Source organism: Variovorax sp. AB1(2024) (genome assembly GCF_037482385.2).
GTDB lineage: Bacteria > Pseudomonadota > Gammaproteobacteria > Burkholderiales > Burkholderiaceae_C > Variovorax.
This window is the reverse complement of the sequence record NZ_JBBHKP020000001.1, coordinates 4166877-4187355: the sequence shown is the minus strand read 5'-3', so window position 1 is coordinate 4187355 and position 20479 is coordinate 4166877. Positions and strand designations below refer to the sequence as shown.

Sequence of the window (20479 nt, the reverse complement as noted above, 5' to 3'; positions counted from 1 at the left end):
ATGTTTAGAGCGACAGGGGAGGTGGAAAACCCTAAAATCGAGGGTTGCCCACAACGGCGCGCCCACGGCGCCGACTGCCCCCACCGATGAACGCCCCCGTCGACGTCTCCTTTTTCGCGCGCGCCGCCAAGCCGCTGACCAGCTACCGAAAGTACTGGGCGGCCCGTTTCGGCACGGCCAAGTTCCTGCCGACCTCGCGCAAGGAAATGGAAGCGCTCGGCTGGGACAGCTGCGACATCATCGTGGTCACGGGCGACGCCTATGTCGACCACCCCAGCTTCGGCATGTCGGTGATCGGCCGCATGCTCGAGGCGCAGGGCTTCCGCGTGGGCATCATCGCGCAGCCCGACTGGCAGAGCGCCGAGCCCTTCAAGGTGCTGGGCAAGCCGAACCTGTTCTTCGGCGTGACCGCCGGCAACATGGATTCGATGATCAACCGCTACACGGCCGATCGCAAGATCCGCAGCGACGACGCCTACACCCCCGGCGACGTCGGCGGCTCGCGCCCCGACCGCGCGGCCATCGTGTATTCGCAGCGCTGCAAGGAAGCCTGGAACGACGTGCCGATCATCCTCGGCGGCATCGAAGGCAGCCTGCGCCGCATTGCCCACTACGACTACTGGTCGGACAAGGTACGCCGCTCCATCGTGGTCGACGCCAAGTGCGACCTGCTGCTGTACGGCAACGCCGAGCGCGCCATCGTCGAGATCGCGCACCGCCTGGCCGCCAAGGAGCCGGTGCAGCAGATCACCGACGTGCGCGGCACCGCCTTCGTGCGGCGCGAAACCCCCGACGGCTGGTTCGAGATCAACTCCACCAGCGTGGATGAACCAGGCCGCGTCGAGGCGCACGTCAATCCGTATCTGATGGTGTCCGACCAGGCCAAGGCCAACGGCGCCACCTGCGCCAAGGAAGACGAGGCGCAGGCCGTCGCCAAGGCCGCGGAAGCCGCCGGCCCGGCAGGCGCCTCGGTGGTCAACCCCGCCATCAAGCCGCTGAACTTCGTGCCGAACCCAGCGCTGCAGCCGCGCGGCAAGATCAGCGTACCGCCGCGCGACCGTTCCGTGATCCGCCTGCCGGCTTACGAGCAGGTGCGCAGCGACCCGGTGCTCTACGCGCACGCCAACCGCGTGCTGCATCTGGAGACCAACCCCGGTAACGCCCGCGCGCTGGTGCAGGCGCACGGCGAAGGCGCCACGGCGCGCGACGTGTGGATCAACCCGCCGCCCATTCCGCTCACCACGGCCGAGATGGACTACGTGTTCGACCTGCCGTACGCCCGCAGCCCCCATCCGCGCTACGCCGACGAGAACGGCAGCCACGACGGCGCCACCAAGATCCCCGCGTGGGAAATGATCCGCTTCAGCGTGAACATCATGCGCGGCTGCTTCGGCGGCTGCACCTTCTGCTCGATCACCGAGCACGAGGGCCGCATCATCCAGAGCCGCTCCGAAGACTCGATCATCAAGGAGGTCGAGGCCATCCGCGATTCGGTCAAGGGCTTCACCGGCACCATCTCCGACCTCGGCGGCCCCACGGCAAACATGTACCGCATCGGCTGCAAGTCGCCCGAAATCGAATCGGCCTGCCGCAAGCCGAGCTGCGTGTACCCGGGCATCTGCCCGAACCTCAACACCAACCACGACCCGCTGATCAAGATCTACCGCCGGGCGCGTGCGTTGAAGGGCATCAAGAAGATCCTCATCGGCTCGGGCCTGCGCTACGACCTGGCTGTGCAGTCGCCCGAGTACGTGAAGGAACTGGTCCAGCACCACGTGGGCGGCTACCTGAAGATCGCGCCCGAGCACACCGAGCAGGGCCCGCTCACCAAGATGATGAAGCCCGGCATCGGCAGCTACGACAAGTTCAAGCAGATGTTCGAGAAATACTCGGCCGAGGCGGGCAAGAAGCAGTACCTCATTCCGTACTTCATTGCCGCGCATCCGGGCACCAGCGACGAGGACATGATGAACCTCGCCATCTGGCTCAAGAAGAACGGCTTTCGCGCCGACCAGGTGCAGACCTTCTACCCGTCGCCCATGGCCACCGCGACGACGATGTACCACACCAACAAGAACCCGCTGCGCAAGATCACGCGCGAGAGCGAGACGGTGGACATCGTGCGTGGCGACAAGCGCCGCCGCCTGCACAAGGCCTTCCTGCGCTACCACGACGCCAACAACTGGCCGCTGCTGCGCGAGGCGCTCAAGAGCATGGGCCGTGCCGACCTGATCGGCAACGGCAAGCACCACCTCATTCCGACCTGGCAGCCGCTGACCGACGGCGGATACACGAGCGCGCGGCGCAAGAATTCGACCGCTGCGCCGGCCACCGCCAAGGCCGCACCGGTCAAGCTGGCACCGGTGAAGCCTTCGAAGGGCCGCATCCTCACGCAGCACACCGGCCTGCCGCCGCGCGACAACGGCTCGGGTTCGAGCTCGCGCAAGCCATCGGGCGGTCCGGTGCGCGGCAACATCCGCAAGCCGCGCTGAGCCGCGCGAGCCGCATCGCGTCAGAAGACCGCGAAGCAATCCTTGCCGCGGCTTTTGGCGACGTAGAGCGCTTCGTCGGCAGCTCTCATCAATTCGGAAAACGACTGCTCATCGCTCATTCTTGAAATGCCGACGCTGGCGGTGATTTTTCGGTCGAGCACGTCCAGTTCGCGTATCCGGGCCAGGATCTGGGTGGCCACCGTGGCCGCCCGCTCTTCGCCTCCCTGGGTAAGGAAGATTCCGAACTCCTCGCCCCCCAGCCGCCCGCATGGCTCATCCGCGACGGATCGGCGGATGGCTTGAGCTACCTGCCGAAGGACTTCGTCGCCCATCGGATGGCCGAAATCGTCATTGATGCGCTTGAAGTTGTCGATGTCGAGCATGAGCAGGCAAGCGGAACTCGCATCGCTTGACTTCTGGGCTTCATCGACATCGCTCAGGAACTTCCTGCGATTGCCGATGCCGGTCAGCGCATCGGTGAAGGCCAGATCCACGAGCTTGTCGCGAAGCACAATGCTTTGGCGATGGATTCGGGCGAAGAGTGCGTTCAAGAACACGCCGACCATGATCGCGGCTGACATTGAAAGCCATGCCCATTTCACATCTCCGCCGAATGGCGCATTTATCAGCGACCCTTTGCCGAAAATGAGCCAAATGCCGATGGACACGATGATGTATTCGCTGGTCCGGGAAAAGACGGGCGCTACCGCCAGAGATACGCCGATGCTCAGCACCGCCATCCAGTGATTTCTATTGATGCTGGGTTCGGCCAGCAGCGTGAGCGCAATGCATAGCAGCCAGACGGTCGTGATGGAAAAAAATGAGAAAAATGCTATTTTCCAGCTTGCAAAAACCGAGGTGACGGTAAGGGCCGCAAGCAAAATTATCCATCGATGGTCGTATTGATAGGATTCATCCGCAAGAATCCATACCATTGCAACCAGAACCATGCCGCCCAATTGCATTCCGAGCGACAGAGGCTTGATAAGCAATCGGAATTCATTCACTCGTGTGTCTTCGTTTTTCATGATCTGCGCAATCGCAAGGCTATCGGCGCATGCTATTGCACATGTTTTTCCAATTTTGACAGTTCGATCAGGTCATTCATGGGCACTGCCTTGGAAAAAAGGTAGCCCTGGCCGAATTTGATGCCCATTTTGACGAGTATTTCCAGCTGGGTTTCGGTTTCGACTCCCTCTGCGACAAGCCTGGCGCCGTATCTCGTCGCACTTTCCAGGGCCAGGCCTATTGCCTTGTTCATGCGCGGTTGTTCGATCATCGAGACCATTGCATAGTCGATCTTCACTTCGTCGAAGGGGATCTTGGCCAGGGTGGTCAGCGTGGAATATCCAGCGCCGAAATCATCGAGAGATAACCCGACACCCGCCGAATTCAATTTATGGATGTTCTCCTTCACGGTGTCGATGTCCGGTACCTGCCCGGATTCGATGATTTCAATCGATAGCATTTCGGAGGGCACACGGTAGCGATCCAGGCGATCCAGAATTCGCTCGCCGAAGTCCGGTACCGTGATGGATGCCGCGGATATGTTGACCGACAACGGGGTGTGAAAACCCTTGGCCATGCACTGGGCCAGTTCCCGAATCACCATTTCGACGGTACACCACTCGAGTTTCAGCAGCAGCTGGTAGCGGGTTGCAACATCCAGCACGTAAAGCGGGGACAGGGGCAGGCCTTCCGCGGAGTGCGCTCTCAGCAGCGCCTCGGCACCGCAGATCACCCGGGTCTCCAGGTTGAACTTCGGCTGGTAGTTCAATGGCGGATTGATATTGCGAATCCAGCCAATGATCAACTCGTGGACTTTTGCGTCCTTGTCAGCCTGGGCAGAAAAAGAATCGTGAAAATACCTGATCTGTTGATTGCTGCTCTGGAGCGCCAGGCTGATGTTTCTCAGAACGGATGAGGCGTTTGCGTCATCTGCCGTTCGCACATTCGTAACGCCGCAACGCAGTTGCACATTGGAGTAAGGGCCCCCGGCAACTTGCAGGTGCTCCATGACGTCGGCGTACAGACGAGGCACGAGCTGGCAATTTTCTATCTGGGCGACGCAGGTTTCCTGCACAACAAAGGCCAATGCCAGGTCGGACAATTGAAAGCAATTCGATTTCTCGTTCGAGGTCATCTTGAGGGTTTCTTGATTCGTCAACTGGCTCGCCAGATGGCCCCAGAATTTATCCGTCCAGTCGTGCCCCAGAATGCGGACCATTTCCTTGAGATTTCCGACCTCGAATGTGAGAAGCACATGCTGCGACTGGTTTTTGTGGAGAATTGTTTCAAGATACTCGCTCAATGCTCTTCTATTGGGCAGTCCGCTGAGAAGGTCCGTGCGGTACATTTTCATTCGCTGAAAATAGGAATCCCTGATATGTGCGTCCACGCGCAGCAAGGCTATGACGCAACCCAAAATGAAAAGTGAAGTGCTGAATCCGACTATCTGCAATGCAGTGACATGCGCACTCACCTTGGGCGGGACCAGTTTCAATAAGAATATGACGCCACTCGAAAACATGGAGCATGCTATTCGGGCGCTCCATATTTTCAATACTTCTTTCCACCCAAATTGCATCAGCGGCTTTTTGCTGTAGACGAAATGCGCGATGATGCCGCCCGCGGTGGTTATCGACATATCCAGCAGAAACGCTTCCACCTGGTTGAAGCCGCCAAATATGAGGCGCGCTGAAATCGTCAGGGCCAGCGTTATCGTTCCTCCTCTCCATCCTCCCAGCAGGCCTCCGAGGAAGAGCAGATCGGACGAGAGATAGGGCTTTGAGGGCAGGTTGAAAAATTGAGAGGACAGGGCGATCAGGGCGAAGCTGGTGATGCCGAAAACCGAGCCGTACAGAAGCGTTCTCGATTCGACTCTTTCGGTGGGTGTTCGGGAGAGCAGCAGGGTGATGCTCAATATTCCGAGGAGAGCCGCTGCCTGAAGAATCAGCAACGGGTAATTTGCCAGCTCGGCTTGCCAAGCGGCCATGAAAATTTCCTGCACTACGTCGTCCTCCAACGCAGGGTCTGGGCTACCGCTCCCGTCCCCGCGTTCGACAATATTTTTGAAATGGGTGCCGGGAGTCTTTCAACTCGTCGAGTTCCTGCACACCCGACATTTGTCCTTGATTCCGCCTGCCAGGAGGCCGTGAGCGCGTTTGCGGGCGCCAGTTCGTGCGTTCTAAGATGCGCGCCATGGCCCTGTACCGTTCTCCTCCTCCATCGACCCGCAGCTGAGGCGCGCGCCTTCCGGCGCAGCGCTCTGGCACACAAGTGGTCGCCGCTGTCCGCCTCGGGGCGCGACGCGGCATGGACGGTCATGCCCGCTTCCGGTCGCAGCCGATCGGCTCTGGCGGGCGTCATGGAGAACTTTCAACAATGAACGCAAGAATGTCTGTCGCCCTGGCCTGGGGCGGCGTGCTGCTGGCTGGCGCGCTGTGGGGCGGTGGTGCCCTGGTTGCGCAATTCCTGATCGAGGGCGGCATCGCGCCGCAGAGCCTGTCGCTGGCGCGCTTCGCGCTGGGCCTGCCGCTGCTGTGGTGGCTGCATTGGCGAACCCCGGCGAGCGCGCAGGGGCGGTGGGCCGACCTGACGGGCCTGGAGCGCCTGCAGCTGCTGGCAACCGGCGCCGCGATGGCGCTCAACGTGAGCTGCTGGTTCACGGGTATTTCCCATCTGGGTGCCGCGTTGCCGACCGTGATCTCGATCTGCTGCGCCCCGGTGATCGTCGCGCTGGTGTCGGTGCTGCGCGGCTACGAGCGCTTCGGCGCGCGCCTGCTCGCGGGACTGCTGCTCGCGCTTGCCGGGGTGCTGCTGCTGGTGATGCCGTCCGCGGGGTGGGGGCCGCTCGCGCCGGGGCATGCGGCCGGCGTGGCCTGGTCTCTGGCCTCGGCCTTTTGCTATGCGATGGTGGTGCTGGGCAACGCGCGCATGCCGGCGAGGGTGCCGGCCGCCACGGCATCTGCCTGGGGCATGACGGCCGCGGCCGCATGCATGCTGGCTGTTGCGTGGCCCGGCGGCATCACCTGGCCCGAAGGCGGCGCGCAATGGCTCGCGGTGGGCTATACGGGCGTGGTGACGACCTCGGTGGCGTACCTGGCCTTTGCCTGGGGCGCGCGGCGACTGTCGCCGACCTCGGCGGTGATCGGCACGCTGGTCGAGCCGCTGGTGGCCGCTCTGCTGGCCGCCGCGTTGCTCGCCCAGCCGATGGCGCCGCGCCAGTGGGCGGGCGCGGTGCTGCTTGCGGGCGCGATGTTGCTGCTGGTGCGGCGCGGCAGATCCGCGCAGGCCGACTGAAGGCACGCCTGGACCTTCCGTTGTATGGTGTGGCCCCATGAGCAGTTCGCCCCACCTGCCGGTTCCATGGTTGCGCTCCTTCACGGGCGCGCTGCTGATCGCAGCTTCGTCGGCGGGGCTTGCCGCCCCGCCCGAATCGCCAGCCGCCCAGACGCTGCGTGCCACCCACCAGCGCCTGAGCGACAGGCTCGAGCACAGCAGCTTCGGGCGTCCAGTGCAGATCGACTCCTTGGAGACGGCCGACGGCCTGCAAGGCGACGTCTATGCCCTGGTCGACCATCCGCTGCAGGAGATCAGCAGCACGCTCAAGGGATCGGCCCATTGGTGCGAGGTGCTGACCCTGCACATCAACAACCGGCGCTGCACGGTGGCCAGCGGGCCGCAAGGACGCGACCTGATCACGCTCTACGTGGTGCGGCGCTACGACAAGCCGATCGACCAGGCCTTCGAGCTGCCGTTCGTCTACCGCGTCGCGGGTGCCTCGCCGGAGCATCTGTCGGTCGAACTGTCGGCCGAGAGCGGGCCGCTGGGCACGAGCAACTACCACGTCAAGCTCGAGGCCCTGGCGCTGGACGAGCACAAGAGCTTCCTGCACTTCAGCTACAGCTACGACCACAACGCGATGGTCCGGCTGGGCACCATGGCCTACCTCGCGACCTTCGGCAGCGACAAGGTGGGCTTCACCGTGGTCGGCAAGACGCCGGAGGGCCAGCCCGACTACATCCGCGGCCTGCGCGGGCTGGTGGAACGCAACGCGATGCGCTACTTCCTGACGCTGGACGCCTACCTCGCGGCACCCGGCTCCGACCAGTCCGACCGCCGCCAGCGCCGCTGGTTCGCCGCGGCCGAGCAGTACCCGCGCCAGTTGCACGAGGTCGACCTCGACACGTATCTCGCGCTCAAGCGCGAAGACCGGCAGCGCGACGGCGTGGCGACGCGCTGAATCGGCCCGATCATCCGTCCAGCGTGAGCAGCGGCACGTCGCGCTCACGGGCCATGGCTTCGAGTTCGGCGCGGGTGCGCGTTGCCAGCCAGTCGGCCAGCGCCTCGTGCGTGGCCGGCGCCATCATGTCGCGCGAGCCAATCTCCGCGGCCTCGCAGAGCCGGGCCGCGAAATGCGGCTCGAGCGCAGCCACCGCCACCCTGCCGTCGGCGCAGGGGTAGACGCGGTAGCCCGCGTGCGCGCCGCCGACCGCGCCCGAAGGCTGCGTCAGGCCCCAGGCGCGGGGCAGGGCCAGCCAGTCGGCCGATGCGTTCAGGGCGACTTCGAGGTACACGCCGCCGGCCTTGCGCGACCGCAGCAGCATCGCCTTGAGCACCGCCTCGCTCGCGAGCAGGGCGCCGCCCATGTCGGCGTAGAGCGTGGGCGGCAACTCGGTGCCTGTCACGAGCCCGCTTTCCGCGAGGTAGGTCAGGTCATGGCCCGGCTCCTCGGCGCGTTCGCCCGGCGCGCCGACGATGGCGACCTGCGACAGCCTCGGGTGGCGCGCATGCAGCGCCGGCCAGTCGAGCCCGAGCTTGGCCAATGCGGACGGGCGGAACGAGGTCAGCAGCACGTCGGTCGCCGCGAGCTCGGCATGCAGTTGTTCCTGCCCGGCTTCGCTCTTCAGATCGACCGCGCGGATCTCGACGCCCTCGTGCAGTGCCGCGTAGGCCGGCCGGTTGTACAGCGCCATCGGATCGCCGCCGGGCGGCTCCAGCTTGAGGCAGGCGGCGCCCATGCCGCGGCACCGCAGCAGCGCGGCCGGGCCGGGCAGGTTCAGCGCAAGGCTCAGGACGCGCACGCCCTCCAGCGGTGCGGCGTGGTCATGGGCGGGGCTTGTGGAATCGGGCATCGGCTGTTGTCTCCAGGAAACTCGTTTCGCACATTCTCACCCGGGGCGCGGGGTGCACAGGAGCCACTTCCCGCAAGCCGGAATGCAGGCCCGCGCGTAGCATGTGCCGGTGGCAGCCAACTCCCTTGCCGCTGCCCCGACCACATGCAAACGACAGGAGACGAACCATGTTTGAAGCTTCCCTGATGAGCGGCCAGCGCATTCTCGTGACCGGCGGTGGCACCGGCCTGGGCCGCGCGATGGCCGAGCGCTTCCTGAGCCTGGGCGCGGACGTCGCCATCTGCGGGCGGCGCCAGTCGGTCTGCGAGGAAACGGCCGCGCAATGGCGCCAGCAGTTTCCGGGCCGGCGCATCGACACCTTCGGCGTCGACATCCGCATCGCGCAGCAGGTCGACGAAATGGTCGAGAGCCTGTTCCAGAGCGGCGGCCTGACCGGGCTGGTCAACAACGCGGCGGGCAACTTCGTCTCGCCGACCGAGAACCTCTCGCCGCGCGCCTTCGACGCCATCGCCAACATCGTGTTCCACGGCAGCTTCTACGTGACGCAGGCCGTGGGCAAGCGCTGGGTGGCGCAGGCCAAGGCGGGCGAGTGGAAGCAGGGCGACGCCTTCCGCAGCGTGATGAGCATCATCGTCACCTGGGTCGACAACGGCAGTCCTTACGTCGTGCCCTCGGCCATGAGCAAGGCCGGCATCGAGGTGATGACCAAGTCGCTCGCGGTGGAGTGGGCGCGGCACGGCATCCGCCTGAATGCGGTCGGCCCCGGCGAGATTCCCACCGAAGGCATGAGCAAGCGCCTGAACCCCGGCGAAGAGCCCGGCGCGCGCAGCAAGCAGACCAACCCGATGGCGCGCACCGGACGCATGAGCGAGCTGCAGAACCTGGCTTCTTTCCTGATGGCGCCCGGCCAGTGCGACTGGCTCACCGGCCAGAGCATCATGATGGACGGCGGCAACGCCCTGGCCACCGGCGGCAATTTCTACGAACTGCGCCAGTGGAGCGACGCCGACTGGCAGGCCGCGCGCGAACGCATCGAGGCGCAGAACCAGAAGGACAAGGCGCAGCGCTGACGGGCTACTTCTTCGGCGGCCGGGCCGCATGCACGGTGACGTGCTTGTTGACCGGGCTCGACAGCACCAGCGACGTGGTCACCGCGCCGTCGACCGCCAGCGCGTCGACCACGCGCTCCAGGTCCGCCGGCTCCGCGATCGCGCAGCGCACGATGAAGCAGTCTTCCCCTGTGACGCGGTCGGCGCTCAGCACTTCGGGCATGGCCTCGAACAGCTTCAGGTAGCGGGCGATGCCCGCATGCGTGGTCTCGATGCGAATGATGGCCTGCAGGCCCACGCCCAGCGCGCGCAGGTTGACGCGCGCGCCGTAGCCTTCGATCACGCCCGCTTCCTCCAGTTTGCGCACCCGCTCGCTCATGGCCGGCTGCGACAGGCCGATGCGCTTGCCCAGCGCGGCCAGGCTCTGCCGTGCATCGGCCTGCAGCGCTTCGAGGATCAGCCGGTCTTTCTTGTCGATGTTCATGTGCGTGTCGGGGAAGGTTGCGCCGCCGATGATCGATCGGTCCGAGGCGGCGATTTTCGATGGATTGCACTTCGCCGCGAGAAGCGTGCCGGGTAACGTGGCGGACCATCTTTTCCAGGAGAACCCATGCAACTCGTCGGCATGCTCGACTCACCCTACGTGCGGCGCGCCGCCATCTCGCTGCGGCTCCTTGGCGTGCCTTTCGAACACCGGCCGGTCTCGGTCTTCAGCACCTTCGAAGAGTTTCGCGGGATCAATCCGGTGGTGAAGGCACCCACGCTGGTCTGCGACGACGGCACGGTGCTGATGGATTCGACGCTCGTCATCGACTACGCCGAGGCCCTGAGCGGCCGCAGCCTCATGCCTGCCGCGCTTGCCGAACGGGTGCGCGCCCTGCGCATCACCGGGCTCGCGCTCGCGGCCTGCGAGAAGACCGTGCAGATCGTCTACGAGCACAACCTGCGGCCGGCCGAGAAGCTGCACCAGCCTTGGGTGGACAGGGTGCGCGGCCAGCTCGTGGCGGCCTATGCGGCGCTCGAACGCGAGGTGGCGGCGTCACCGCTGCCCGCCGATGAGAAAACGATGACGCAGGCCGGTGTCTCGACGGCGGTGGCCTGGTCTTTCACGCAATTGATGCTGCCTGATGTCATCGCGGCGGATGGCTTCCCAGTGCTGTCGGCCTACGCCGCGCGTGCGGAGAGCCTGCCGGTGTTCCTGGACGCGCCGCAGGTCTGACGGCGGCGGCCTTCAGTCCGCGATGTCCGCACCGCGCTCGGCCAGCAGGCTGCGCAGCACGGAGCGGTGGCAGTGCGACTCGTCTTCGCAATAGCAGCCGACCGACAGGGCCGTGCCGTGCGAGAGCGCGGCCAGCAGGTCGAGGCTGCGGCTCGCGTCGGACTCGGCCATCTCCGCCTTGAACTTGCGCACGAAGGCGTTCCATTGCGCGGGCGTCTGCGCTTCCTGCGCCTGCTTCATCGTCTCGACCGACGGCGCGAGGTTGGGGTACCACACGTCGTACCAGTTCTGCGATGCGAACTCGGTCTTCGGCACGCCGCGCGGCGGACGGCGCACGGTGCCGACGCGCAGGCCTTCGCCATCGGCGCGCGGTGTGCCCAGGCGGACGATGCGGATGCTCATGGGGCTTTCCTTTCTTCTCTTGAAGGCTGTGTCTCAGGTGCCGACGATGCCGCCGTCCCGCCGCCGAATCGCCAGCGTTGCCGAGCGCGGGCGCGCGCTGCCCGGCACGGTGCCGTCGGGCCAGGCGCTGTTGTGTTTGCTGTCGCCGTCGTCGCGCGCCTCGCCCGGGTGCTGGATGTTGACGAACAGCGTGCGCCGGTCGGGCGCCACCACGCAGCCGGTGATCTCGCAGCCGTTCGGCCCGGTCAGGAAGCGCTTGATGCGGCCCGACGCCGGGTCGGCGCACAGCATCTGGTTGTTGCCCAGCGAGGTGTAGGGCGGCTTGCCGATCACCTGGCCGCTCATGTCGGTCTGGATCCAGAGCAGCCCGCCCTGGTCGAAGTGCAGGCCGTCGGGCGCGCCGAACATGTCGGCCTCTGCCGCGGGATAGCGTGCGCCGCTGCCGGGCTGCGCCGGATCGCCGGCGAGTGCGAAGTGGTCCCAGGCGAAGCCGGTGCTGGCGGCGTCGCTGCCGTCCTCGCGCCACCGCAGGATGCCGCCGAAGAGGTTGTTGGCGCGCGGGTTGGCGGCGTCGGGGCCGGGCTTGCCGGCGTCGCCGCGCTGGCTGTTGTTGGTGAGGGTGACGTAGACCTCGCCGGACTGCGGATGCACCGCGATCCATTCGGGCCGGTCCATCTTCGTGCCGCCGACCACGTCGCCGGCCAGCCGCGCGTGGACTAGCACCTCGGCCTGGTCGGCAAAGCCGCCGGCCGCGTCTAGGCCGCCGCGGCCGTGCGTGAGTTCCAGCCACCGGCCGCGCCCGCCGGCGTCGTAGCGCGCCACGTGCAGCGTGCCGTCGTCGAGCAGGTGGCGGTTGGCCGCCCGCGCGGCGGCATCGGTGCCGGGGCGCACCTTGTCGCGGCTCACGAACTTGTAGATGTATTCGAACCGGGAGTCGTCGCCCATGTAGACCACGAGGCGGCCGTCCTTCGCGACGGTGCAGGTCGCGCTTTCCTGCCGCTTGCGGCCCAGCGCCGTGCGCTTGATGGGCGTGGCGGTGGGGTCGAACGGGTCGATCTCGACCACCCAGCCGAAGCGGTGCGCCTCGTTCGGATGCCGGCTCAGGTCGAAGCGCTCGTCGAAGCGCCAGTACTCCACCCACTGAGATCCCGGGACCGTACCGTAGCGGCGCTGCGCGGCCGTCATGCGCGAGGCGGCTTCCTTCGGCCCGCCGAAATAGCCGTGGAAGTTTTCCTCGCAGGTCAGGTAGGTGCCCCAGGGCGTGACGCCCATCGCGCAATTGGCGAAGGTGCCGAACACCGCGTCGCCCGCCGGGTTGGCGGCAGTGCGCATCAGCGGCGTGCCGGCGGCCGGGCCGGCGATGCGCATCGGCGTGTTGCCGTGCACGCGCCGCGCGAACTGCGAAGGCAGCACCTGGCGCCAGCCTTCGGGCGTGCGGCGGATCTCGATGACCGACACGCCCATCGCATGGAGCGACTTGCGGACCTTCTCCGGCGTCCATTGCCTGGCGCCGTCGGCGTGCAGCAGCTGCTCGTCGGTGTACTCATGGTTCATCACGAGCAGGCCGCGGTCGCCGCTGGCGTCGAGGGCGAAGAAATGCATGCCGTCGTGGTGCATGCCGGCCTGCACGGCTTGGTCGTCGGCGCTGTTGGAGGCGTCGGTCGCGAAAGCCGGCATGCGGCCCGCGATGCCGGTCGGCGTGCCCCAGGGGTAGAGCAGCTGCCATTCGTATTCGGGCGGTATGGCGACGCCGTCGCGCAGCGAGGCGGGTACGCCGGTGAAGCCGAGCACGCCGGCATCGGCTTTCCCGGCGGCGGGTGCCGCGCAGCCTTGGCCGAACAGCGCCACGACGGCGGCGGCGGAGCCCGATTGAAGAAGAAAGCGGCGGCGGTCCAATGGCATGGCGGGAGCTGTTGTGTAGGCGACAGCCGCCATCATCGCCGAGCGCCGTGCCGGGCGATACTCGCGCCCGGACCGCCCAGGAGACATCGAATGACCGACCGCATCGAATGGACCCGCCACGCCGACGGCGTGGTGGAACTGCAGCTCTCGCGCGACGACAAGATGAACGCGCTCGACCCCGCCATGTTCGACGCGCTGATCGCCGCCGGCGAAGCGCTGCGCGACGACAAGGCGGCGCGGGCTGTGGTCATTTCCGGGCGCGGCAAGGCTTTCTGCGCGGGGCTCGACATGGCGTCGTTCGAACGCATGCAGCAGGGCGCGGCCGGCGTGCTGGGCGAGGGCGCTTCTGGCACCGACCTGCTGGCGCGTACTCACGGCATCTCGAATGCGGCGCAGCAGGTCGCGATGGTGTGGCGGGAAGTGCCAGTGCCGGTGATCGCGGCCGTGCATGGCGTGGCCTTCGGCGGCGGGCTGCAGGTGGCGCTGGGCGCGGACATCCGCGTCGTCGCGCCAGACACGAAGCTGTCGGTGATGGAAATCAAATGGGGGCTGGTGCCCGACATGGCCGGCATGGTGCTGATGCGCGAACTGGCGCGTGCCGACGTGGTGCGCGAACTCACCTTCACCGGCCGCATCTTCTCTGGCGAGGAAGCGCTCCGGATCGGTTTTGCAACCCGGCTGTCGGCCGACCCGCTGGCCGATGCCCTGCAGATGGCGCACGAGATTGCGGGCAAGAGCCCCGACGCCATTCGCGCCGGCAAGCGGCTGCTGAATGCGTCGGCGCACCAGAGTGCCGCCGACCTGCTGATGGCCGAATCGGTCGAGCAGCAGGCGCTGATCGGCAGCGCGAACCAGGTCGAGGCCGTGAAGGCCAACATCGAGCGGCGCGCCCCGCGTTTCGACACGCCCGCCTGACGCCGCCGGCCTTCGCCTGCGGGCGGCCGCCAACCTTCATTCAGCCATACAGTCAGGACTGCGCGAGCGGCCGGTAACTCCGGGACCGCTCGCGTTGCGTTTTGTAAACGTTTTGCGCTCGTTAAATCGCCGCGGAAGCCCCTGTGGCGCGTGGGAAGTGCATTTCAAACTGGTTTATGTAAGAATAAAGTAGTTGTTTTAAGGGGAAAATGAATGAATTTGGACACAGTTTCTGTGCAGAAGGTCACGTCTTTCCCCGTGTTTGCCCTAGAGAAGGATGGCTCCTGACGCCACACTCATTAACAATTGAACGTTTTGCCTAGCGACGGCGATCCTGCATGTCGACGACCACGTTTTTCTGCAATCTCAGCGTGCCCATCCTGGTGGGCGAGGATCGCTACAAGTACGTCCCCATCGTCGGGGTCTTCCGCAGCATTCCATTCGATCAAGTCAACGAATGGGTGATGCACCCCGACGGCAGCCCGCGCAGCGACCGCGAACTCGCGGCCGAAGTTCTTGTAGAGATCCGCAAGCCGCTCGGCTCGAGTGGACGCACGGCGCCGCACGCCTTCGACGTGGAGGGCATCCTCCAGCTCGACCGCGCGGCCGCGATCGTGGTGTCTACCTTCCTGGCGGCGCTGCCGCGCGTCTGAGCGCGGCGCTCGCCGCGCGCCTCACGACGCAATGGCGCCCACTGCCCAATAGAAAGTCGGCCGCGCGCCGTTGAGCAGGTGGTCGCCCACCACGCGGCCCTTGTAGATCGTCGGGTTGTGCGACGCCAGCGTGCGCGCATTGCGCCAGTGCCGGTCGAGCCGCCGGTCCTCCTGCAGCGCCGAGGCGCCGCCGATGTCGAACAGCCGCGTAGCGGCCTGCAGCACCAGGTCGACGATGCCGGCCTGGGCCTTGGCGGTGTCCAGCTCCACTTCGAACAACAGGCTTTCGGGCGCGGCCTCGTTGCGTTGGCGGAAGCGGTCGACTTCATCGAGGCCGCGCGCCACCGCCTGTACCGTGGATGCCGCAACGAACGCCGCGCTCGCCAGTTGCCCGATCACCTGCTGCACCAGCGGGTCTTCGCGCGGCGTGTTGCCGCTGCCGTGGCTGTAGATGCGCTTGCGCGCCTGCACGAAGGCGACCGCGTCCCGCACGATGGCCCGCGCGATGCCCGCCAGCGTCGCCAGGTGGATCAGCTGGAAATGCGCGGTGAGCGGCGTGGGCTGGTCGCGCACGTACAGCAGCACGTTGCCCGGCTTCACCCGCACGTTGCGAAAGCGCGTGGTGCCCGATGCGCTCAGGCGCTGGCCGATGCCGCGCCAGTCGTCGATGCGCTCCACGCCTTCGGCCTGCGCCGGCACCAGCGCGATCACGCGCTCGCTGCTGCCGTCGGCGTTCAGCCGCTGCGCGGACACCGAGATCCAGTCCGCGTACAGCGTGCCGGTGCTGTAGTACTTGTCGCCGTCGAGCAGCCACGCGTCGCCGTCGGGCTTCAGCGTGGTCTGCATGGTGGTGAGCGAGCCGTCGCCCAGCTCCGTGGTGGCGTTGCCGAAGATCACGCCCTCGGCCGCCAGGCGCATCCACGGACCGTGCAGCGCGGGGTCGATTTCCGCGAGCAGCCTTTCGATGAAGCCAAAGTGCGCGCGCAGTATCTGCGGCAGGTTGGAGTCGGCTTCGCCGAGTTCGACCAGCAGGTCGTAGAGCTGCGCGACCGAGGCGCCGATGCCGCCATGCGCCAGCGGCACGCGCAATGCGCCGAAGCGCTCGGCATTGAGCCATGCCACCGGCTCGTAGGCGAGTTCGCGCTCGTTTTCGCGTTGCACCGCGTGTTCGGCGATGCGCCGGAAGATAGGGCGAAAGCGCGCGAAGAGCTGTGCGGAAGAGGGGGCCTGTGCGCCGCCGACGTGCGCGGCGGGGGATTTCGTTGCTTCGATGAGGGATTCCATGTGCCCCCGACTGTCCGCCCCCGCGCCGCGCTTGTGAAATGCGCTTTCCGAGTTTTCTTATGCCGCCTATCGCTTGCCGCGCGCATCCACCGGCCAGATCGCGACCAGCGCGTCGCCATCGACCACGTGGTACGCGTCGTGCAGGTTGACGGTCGGGTCGCAGTGCGGCGTGATGAACTCCACGCGCGCGCCGAGCGCGGGCCGTGCATCGGCGGGCAGCAGCAGCTTGCCGTGCTCGTCGCCGAAGAAGGCGTAGCGGCTCGCCGCGGGATCGGCGCCGCGCGCCACCAGCGGCACGCCGCTGTCGGTGGAAAAACACTTGGTGCCGCCATCGACCGTGACCCAGTCCGCCGCGTTGGTGCTGACCACGGCCGTCTGCACGTAAAGCGACACCTCGAAGGGCGAGGGCTGGCCGCCCGAGGCCAGCACGCTCGTGTATTCCGCGTCCATGAACACATAGGAGCCGGCCTGCAGCTCGGTGAAGGCGTTTTCCTGCGAATCGAGGTCGTGCGTGCCGGTGCCCGCGCCTGTCACGATCTCGAAGCGCAGGCCCTGGCGTTCGGCCGCCGCGACGATGCCCGCCACGGTCTCGCGCAGGCCGGCTGCAGCCGCGCTGCGCCTGTCGCGCTCGACGATGTGCTGCAGGTTGCCCGCGTACGACTGCAGCCCGCGCAGCCGCAGGCGCGGCTCTGCGGCCACCAGCGCGGCGAGCTCGAGCACCTGGGCCTGGGTGGCGGCGCCGGTGCGGTTGTAGCCCGCGCCGTAGTCCACCAGCACGTCGAGCGGATGCGCGAGCGCGCCTGCGGCCTGCGCCAGGTCGGCGAGGTTGTGGGGGTTGTCGACGACCACCATCACGTCGCCGGGGCGGGCGCGCTGCGCGAGCTTGATGAGGCGCGCGATCTTGCTCGGCGTGACGGCAGGCGAGGTGATCAGCACGCCCGGGATGCCGCCTTCCACCATCACCTCCGCCTCGCCCATGGTCACACAGCTCACGCCGATGGCGCCGGCAGCCACCTGGCGCCTTGCGATCTCTACCGACTTGTGCGTCTTCACGTGCGGGCGCAGCCCGATGCCGCGCGACCTGGCGAAGGCGGCCATGCGCTCGATATTGCGCGTCATGGCGGGCAGGTCGATCAGCAGTGCGGGCGTGTCGAGCTGTTGGCGGCCGTGGGGCGCGCCGATGAGCGGGGCGTTGGGTTGCGTGTCCAGGAACATCGTGGGGAAGCCTTTGCGGGATGTGTCGAAGCGGCGGAGCGCGGGAAAGTGCGTGGCGAAATGATCGCACCGAAATGAACACACTCGACATCGAGGCTGTGCAAGCCTTGAGGACGCAGTCGGCCGCCGCCTGCTCGAGCGCACGCCGCGCCAAGTCGCTCGCTGGCGGATGACCTGCGTGTCCAATGATCGGCCGTCCGGCCCGCCCGCGGCCCGGGGCTGCAAGGTCAAGCCAGGTGCGACGGGGAATGCCGGGCCGGTCGCCGCAGCGCCATCCACCAAAGCAGCGCGGCATTGAGTGCCCAGCTGGCCGTGAGCATCAGCAGCGCCGTATTCGCCACGCCCGGAGAAAGCCCCAGCGTGAGCAGGCTCAGCGACCACGGCAGCCCGCCCGCGATGGCCACGAGCATGCCCACGTCGCTCTCCGGCACCAGCGCGCAGCCGAGGATGCAGACGGCGCCCGCGACCGTGTAGATCAGCGCGGCTGTACGCCATCCGGAGCGGCGGTGTGGCAGGGAATTCGACGAATTCGCGATGGGCATGCCTCCAGCATCGCCGATTGCGTGGCAAGGCGTGAAGGCCTGTTGCGTGAAGGGATGTAGTGTTTTGGCGATCCGGGTTTCAGCCGCGCGCCAGCCCTTGCAACGCGCCCGGAACTGGTGCGTGCGGCAAGGCGGATTCGACGCCCAGCGCGAGCGCCAGCAGCAGCGAGTCGGCGCCTTCGGGGCCGGTGAGTTCCAGGCCAGCGGGCAGGCCGTCGCGGGTCAGGCCGATCGGCAGGCTCACGGCCGGCAGTCCGGCCATGCCGGCCGGGCCCGTGTTGCGGATGTAGGCTGAGAAAGCCGAGGTCGGGCGCCCGCACAGCGTGACCTGCACGTCCTCGCCGATGCGTGCGGCGGTCAGCGGGCTGGTGGGGAACACCAGCGCCGCGATGTCGTGCCGGGCGAAGCAATCGCGGTAGGCCGCCTGCATGCGCGGCCGCAGGACGTTCAGCGCGTGGGCATAGGCCTCGGGCGTGACGGCGCTGTCGCCAAACAGCCGCTCGAACAGCGGGCGAACGTCGGGGCTCGCCACCGCATCGGTCAGCGCGCGTGCGTCGAAGGGGCGCTGGTGGCGCGCGAAGTAGGCGGCCAGCGCGGGCAGGATCTCGTGGAGCGAGATCGACATCGATCCTTCCTGGAAGAGCGCGCCGGCTTCCGCGAGGTCGCAAGGCAACAGCACCGCGCCCGCCGCCTGCAGGGCGCGCAGGCTCTCGCGGGCCAGTTCGGCCACGGGCGGATCGAGTTCTTCCCAGAAATAAGCCTCGGGCACGCCCAGGCGCACGCCCATGAGCGGCATCACGCCCAGCCGCAGCGGCCCGCCGGCCACGGCATGGTCGATCAGCACGCAGTCGTCCACGCAGCGGGCCATGACGCCGGCCGTGTCGAAGGTCGGCGATATCGGCACCAGCCCGTCTTCCGGCCAGCGGTGCACCGTGGGCCTGTAGCCGACCAGCCCGCAAAGCGCGGCCGGCACGCGCACCGAGCCGCCCGTGTCGGTGCCGATGGCCGCTGGCGCGGCGCGCAGGCCCAGCAGCGCCGCGTTGCCGCCGCTCGAGCCGCCGGTGATGCGCGTGCTGTCGAACGGATTGCGCGACGGCCCGAAGCCGTGGTTGTGGCCGGTGACGCCTTGCGACCACTCGTGCAGGTTCGTCTTGCCGAGCACCAGCGCGCCGGCATCGATGAGCCGCTGCGTCACGCCGGCATGCATGCGCGGCCGGTGGTCCGCCATCCACGGGCTGCCGGCGGTGGTCGGCATGTCGGCGACGTCGATGTTGTCCTTGAAGGCGAGTGGCACGCCGCGCAGCGGCTGCGCGCCGGGTGCGGGGCTCGGCGATGCATCCAGCGCGGCCGCCGCAGCGAGCAGTTGGCCGGCGTCCAGATGGAGCAGGGCGCCGAAGGGCGCAATGGCCTCGGCGCGCGCCAGCAGCGCCTGCGCGTAGTCCGTGGCGCGCAACTCGCCGCGCGCCATCTGCTCGGCGGCCTCGCGGGCGGAAAGATCGGTCAGCGCATGGACTTGGTTCATCACGGGTTCGAAGTTGGGGCGGGAGCTGCACTCCGGTGCACATTCCGGGCCAATTTCTCGAGATTCAGCAAGAAAACAGCCTGAAAGTGCATGGCATGAATACTGCTTTAAATATTTTTTGTATTCAAGAGGCCTTCCAATGTCTTTCAAGTCCTTGCGTATCCTGGCCGCCGTCGCAGCGTCGATGGCTCTTCTGGCGGGCATGCCCGCGTCCGCCGCGGAGAAGGTGTCCGTGCGCCTCAAGTGGCTGGCGCAGGCGCAGTTCGCCGGCTTCTACGTGGCCAAGGCCAAGGGCTTCTATGACCAGGCCGGCCTCGACCTGACGATCAACCCGGGCGGCCCCAACCTCAACGTCGAGACGCTGGTGGCTTCGGGCAACGACACCTTCGGCCTGGCAGGCGGCACCGAGACCGTGCTGCTCGCACGCGAAAAGGGCCTGCCGCTGGTGTGCATCGGCGTGACCGTGCAGAACACGCCGTTCACCTACGTCACCTACAAGGATTCCGGCATCACCAAGGTGAAGGACTTCGCGGGCAAGAAGGTCGCGACCTGGTTCACGGGCACGCAGTACACGCTGTACTCGATGCTCGCCTCGGCCGGCGTGAAGCAGAGCGACCTGACCATCGTGCCGCAGTCGGGCTCCATGGCGCCTTTCGTCGAGAAGCAGTTCGACGTGGCCGCCGCCACTTACTACAACGAGCTGAACACCCTGAAAGAGCAGGGCCTGGGCGACAAGCTCACGCTCATCAAGCCCGACGACTACGGCGTGGTGGTGCAGCAGGACACGGTGCTCGTGTCCGAGAAATACCGCAACGAGAAGCCGCAGCAGGTGCAGGCTTTCATGAACGCCACCATCAAGGGCTGGAAGTACGCGCTGCAGAACAAGAAGGAAGCCATCGACATCGTCATGGCCGCCGCGCCCAGCCTGAACCGCGCGCACCAGGAAGCCATGCTCGACGAGTTCGAGAAGCTGGTGAAGGCCGGCAAGGGCACCACCGACGGCATCCTGGCCATCGACCTGCCGACCGTCGAGAAGATGCAGACGCAGCTCGTCGGCTACAAGGCCCTGAAGGCACCGGCCGACCTGTCGAAGGCCTACGACGCCAGCTTCTGGAACCAGGTGCCGGCCGGCGACAAGAAGTTCTGA

18 protein-coding genes are annotated in these 20479 nt (G+C 66.7%); 8 read left to right on the top strand and 10 right to left on the bottom strand.

Annotation, left to right across the window (positions count from 1 at the left end; translation table 11 throughout):
- The first annotated feature begins 86 nt into the window (after positions 1-86).
- Entirely contained in the window at positions 87-2492 is a 2406-nt protein-coding gene (locus WIX39_RS19600) for a YgiQ family radical SAM protein (RefSeq protein WP_106934255.1), read from the top strand.
- A 20-nt stretch (positions 2493-2512) separates the two neighbouring features.
- Here WIX39_RS19600 and WIX39_RS19595 read toward each other — a convergent pair whose 3' ends face one another.
- Both WIX39_RS19595 and WIX39_RS19590 read right to left on the bottom strand, forming a co-directional pair.
- Positions 2513-3520, bottom strand: a complete 1008-nt coding sequence (locus WIX39_RS19595) for a GGDEF domain-containing protein (RefSeq protein ID WP_106934256.1) — start codon at positions 3518-3520, stop codon at positions 2513-2515.
- Positions 3521-3552: 32 nt separating this feature from the next.
- Complete coding sequence (locus tag WIX39_RS19590) at positions 3553-5487, bottom strand: EAL domain-containing protein (protein WP_409195656.1); 1935 nt, start codon at positions 5485-5487, stop codon at positions 3553-3555.
- Positions 5488-5888: 401 nt separating this feature from the next.
- Here WIX39_RS19590 and WIX39_RS19585 point away from each other — a divergent pair, with 401 nt between their 5' ends.
- Positions 5889-6794, top strand: a complete 906-nt coding sequence (locus WIX39_RS19585; RefSeq protein ID WP_234382515.1) for a DMT family transporter — start codon at positions 5889-5891, stop codon at positions 6792-6794.
- A 37-nt stretch (positions 6795-6831) separates the two neighbouring features.
- A complete protein-coding gene (locus tag WIX39_RS19580; RefSeq protein WP_106934259.1) occupies positions 6832-7737 on the top strand; it encodes a hypothetical protein in 906 nt (301 codons plus the stop codon).
- Between the two features lie 10 nt (positions 7738-7747).
- Here WIX39_RS19580 and WIX39_RS19575 read toward each other — a convergent pair whose 3' ends face one another.
- Positions 7748-8629, bottom strand: a complete 882-nt coding sequence (locus WIX39_RS19575; RefSeq protein WP_106934260.1) for a CoA transferase — start codon at positions 8627-8629, stop codon at positions 7748-7750.
- A 167-nt stretch (positions 8630-8796) separates the two neighbouring features.
- Between WIX39_RS19575 and WIX39_RS19570 the strand changes: the two genes are divergently transcribed.
- Complete coding sequence (locus WIX39_RS19570) at positions 8797-9699, top strand: SDR family oxidoreductase (protein WP_081269137.1); 903 nt, start codon at positions 8797-8799, stop codon at positions 9697-9699.
- 4 nt (positions 9700-9703) lie between these two features.
- Here WIX39_RS19570 and WIX39_RS19565 read toward each other — a convergent pair whose 3' ends face one another.
- Positions 9704-10162: an Lrp/AsnC family transcriptional regulator gene (locus WIX39_RS19565; protein ID WP_081269176.1), complete on the bottom strand. Its 459-nt coding sequence runs from the start codon at positions 10160-10162 to the stop codon at positions 9704-9706.
- 126 nt (positions 10163-10288) lie between these two features.
- Between WIX39_RS19565 and WIX39_RS19560 the strand changes: the two genes are divergently transcribed.
- Positions 10289-10897, top strand: a complete 609-nt coding sequence (locus WIX39_RS19560; RefSeq protein ID WP_106934261.1) for a glutathione S-transferase — start codon at positions 10289-10291, stop codon at positions 10895-10897.
- Positions 10898-10909: 12 nt separating this feature from the next.
- On the opposite strand, the gene WIX39_RS19555 is transcribed toward WIX39_RS19560, so the two are convergent.
- Complete coding sequence (locus tag WIX39_RS19555; RefSeq protein WP_106934262.1) at positions 10910-11299, bottom strand: DUF488 domain-containing protein; 390 nt, start codon at positions 11297-11299, stop codon at positions 10910-10912.
- 33 nt (positions 11300-11332) lie between these two features.
- Positions 11333-13201, bottom strand: a complete 1869-nt coding sequence (locus WIX39_RS19550) for a PhoX family protein (RefSeq protein WP_205367137.1) — start codon at positions 13199-13201, stop codon at positions 11333-11335.
- Between the two features lie 90 nt (positions 13202-13291).
- On the opposite strand from WIX39_RS19550, the gene WIX39_RS19545 reads away from it, so the two are divergent.
- Together WIX39_RS19545 and WIX39_RS19540 are read left to right on the top strand one after the other, a co-directional pair.
- Entirely contained in the window at positions 13292-14116 is an 825-nt protein-coding gene (locus WIX39_RS19545; RefSeq protein ID WP_106934263.1) for a crotonase/enoyl-CoA hydratase family protein, read from the top strand.
- A 338-nt stretch (positions 14117-14454) separates the two neighbouring features.
- Positions 14455-14769, top strand: coding sequence for a hypothetical protein (locus WIX39_RS19540; RefSeq protein ID WP_081269142.1), 315 nt, complete (start codon positions 14455-14457; stop codon positions 14767-14769).
- 21 nt (positions 14770-14790) lie between these two features.
- Here WIX39_RS19540 and WIX39_RS19535 read toward each other — a convergent pair whose 3' ends face one another.
- The 4 genes from WIX39_RS19535 to iaaH all read right to left on the bottom strand — a co-directional run bounded on the left by WIX39_RS19535 (position 14791) and on the right by iaaH (position 19332).
- Entirely contained in the window at positions 14791-16053 is a 1263-nt protein-coding gene (locus WIX39_RS19535) for an acyl-CoA dehydrogenase family protein (protein ID WP_106934264.1), read from the bottom strand.
- 66 nt (positions 16054-16119) lie between these two features.
- Positions 16120-17268: a DSD1 family PLP-dependent enzyme gene (locus tag WIX39_RS19530; protein ID WP_106934265.1), complete on the bottom strand. Its 1149-nt coding sequence runs from the start codon at positions 17266-17268 to the stop codon at positions 16120-16122.
- Between the two features lie 227 nt (positions 17269-17495).
- Positions 17496-17810, bottom strand: coding sequence for a hypothetical protein (locus WIX39_RS19525; RefSeq protein ID WP_081269145.1), 315 nt, complete (start codon positions 17808-17810; stop codon positions 17496-17498).
- Between the two features lie 79 nt (positions 17811-17889).
- The gene (iaaH, locus tag WIX39_RS19520; protein WP_159053599.1) at positions 17890-19332 is read right to left on the bottom strand and encodes an indoleacetamide hydrolase; all 1443 of its coding nucleotides are present in this window, start codon (positions 19330-19332) and stop codon (positions 17890-17892) included.
- Positions 19333-19471: 139 nt separating this feature from the next.
- Between iaaH and WIX39_RS19515 the strand changes: the two genes are divergently transcribed.
- Positions 19472-20479: an ABC transporter substrate-binding protein gene (locus WIX39_RS19515; RefSeq protein WP_081269147.1), complete on the top strand. Its 1008-nt coding sequence runs from the start codon at positions 19472-19474 to the stop codon at positions 20477-20479.

Bases quoted from the DNA above. Each gene is read 5' to 3' on its own strand.
- WIX39_RS19575 (WP_106934260.1), bottom strand. From the start codon at position 8,629: ATGCCCGATTCCACAAGCCCCGCCCATGACCACGCCGCACCGCTGGAG.
- WIX39_RS19560 (WP_106934261.1), top strand. From the start codon at position 10,289: ATGCAACTCGTCGGCATGCTCGACTCACCCTACGTGCGGCGCGCCGCC.
- WIX39_RS19515 (WP_081269147.1), top strand. From the start codon at position 19,472: ATGTCTTTCAAGTCCTTGCGTATCCTGGCCGCCGTCGCAGCGTCGATG.
- WIX39_RS19585 (WP_234382515.1), top strand. From the start codon at position 5,889: ATGTCTGTCGCCCTGGCCTGGGGCGGCGTGCTGCTGGCTGGCGCGCTG.
- WIX39_RS19565 (WP_081269176.1), bottom strand. From the start codon at position 10,162: ATGAACATCGACAAGAAAGACCGGCTGATCCTCGAAGCGCTGCAGGCC.
- WIX39_RS19550 (WP_205367137.1), bottom strand. From the start codon at position 13,201: ATGCCATTGGACCGCCGCCGCTTTCTTCTTCAATCGGGCTCCGCCGCC.
- WIX39_RS19530 (WP_106934265.1), bottom strand. From the start codon at position 17,268: ATGTTCCTGGACACGCAACCCAACGCCCCGCTCATCGGCGCGCCCCAC.
- WIX39_RS19570 (WP_081269137.1), top strand. From the start codon at position 8,797: ATGTTTGAAGCTTCCCTGATGAGCGGCCAGCGCATTCTCGTGACCGGC.
- WIX39_RS19540 (WP_081269142.1), top strand. From the start codon at position 14,455: ATGTCGACGACCACGTTTTTCTGCAATCTCAGCGTGCCCATCCTGGTG.
- WIX39_RS19580 (WP_106934259.1), top strand. From the start codon at position 6,832: ATGAGCAGTTCGCCCCACCTGCCGGTTCCATGGTTGCGCTCCTTCACG.
- WIX39_RS19525 (WP_081269145.1), bottom strand. From the start codon at position 17,810: ATGCCCATCGCGAATTCGTCGAATTCCCTGCCACACCGCCGCTCCGGA.
- WIX39_RS19595 (WP_106934256.1), bottom strand. From the start codon at position 3,520: ATGAAAAACGAAGACACACGAGTGAATGAATTCCGATTGCTTATCAAG.
- WIX39_RS19555 (WP_106934262.1), bottom strand. From the start codon at position 11,299: ATGAGCATCCGCATCGTCCGCCTGGGCACACCGCGCGCCGATGGCGAA.
- WIX39_RS19545 (WP_106934263.1), top strand. From the start codon at position 13,292: ATGACCGACCGCATCGAATGGACCCGCCACGCCGACGGCGTGGTGGAA.
- WIX39_RS19535 (WP_106934264.1), bottom strand. From the start codon at position 16,053: ATGGAATCCCTCATCGAAGCAACGAAATCCCCCGCCGCGCACGTCGGC.
- WIX39_RS19600 (WP_106934255.1), top strand. From the start codon at position 87: ATGAACGCCCCCGTCGACGTCTCCTTTTTCGCGCGCGCCGCCAAGCCG.
- iaaH (WP_159053599.1), bottom strand. From the start codon at position 19,332: ATGAACCAAGTCCATGCGCTGACCGATCTTTCCGCCCGCGAGGCCGCC.
- WIX39_RS19590 (WP_409195656.1), bottom strand. From the start codon at position 5,487: ATGGCCGCTTGGCAAGCCGAGCTGGCAAATTACCCGTTGCTGATTCTT.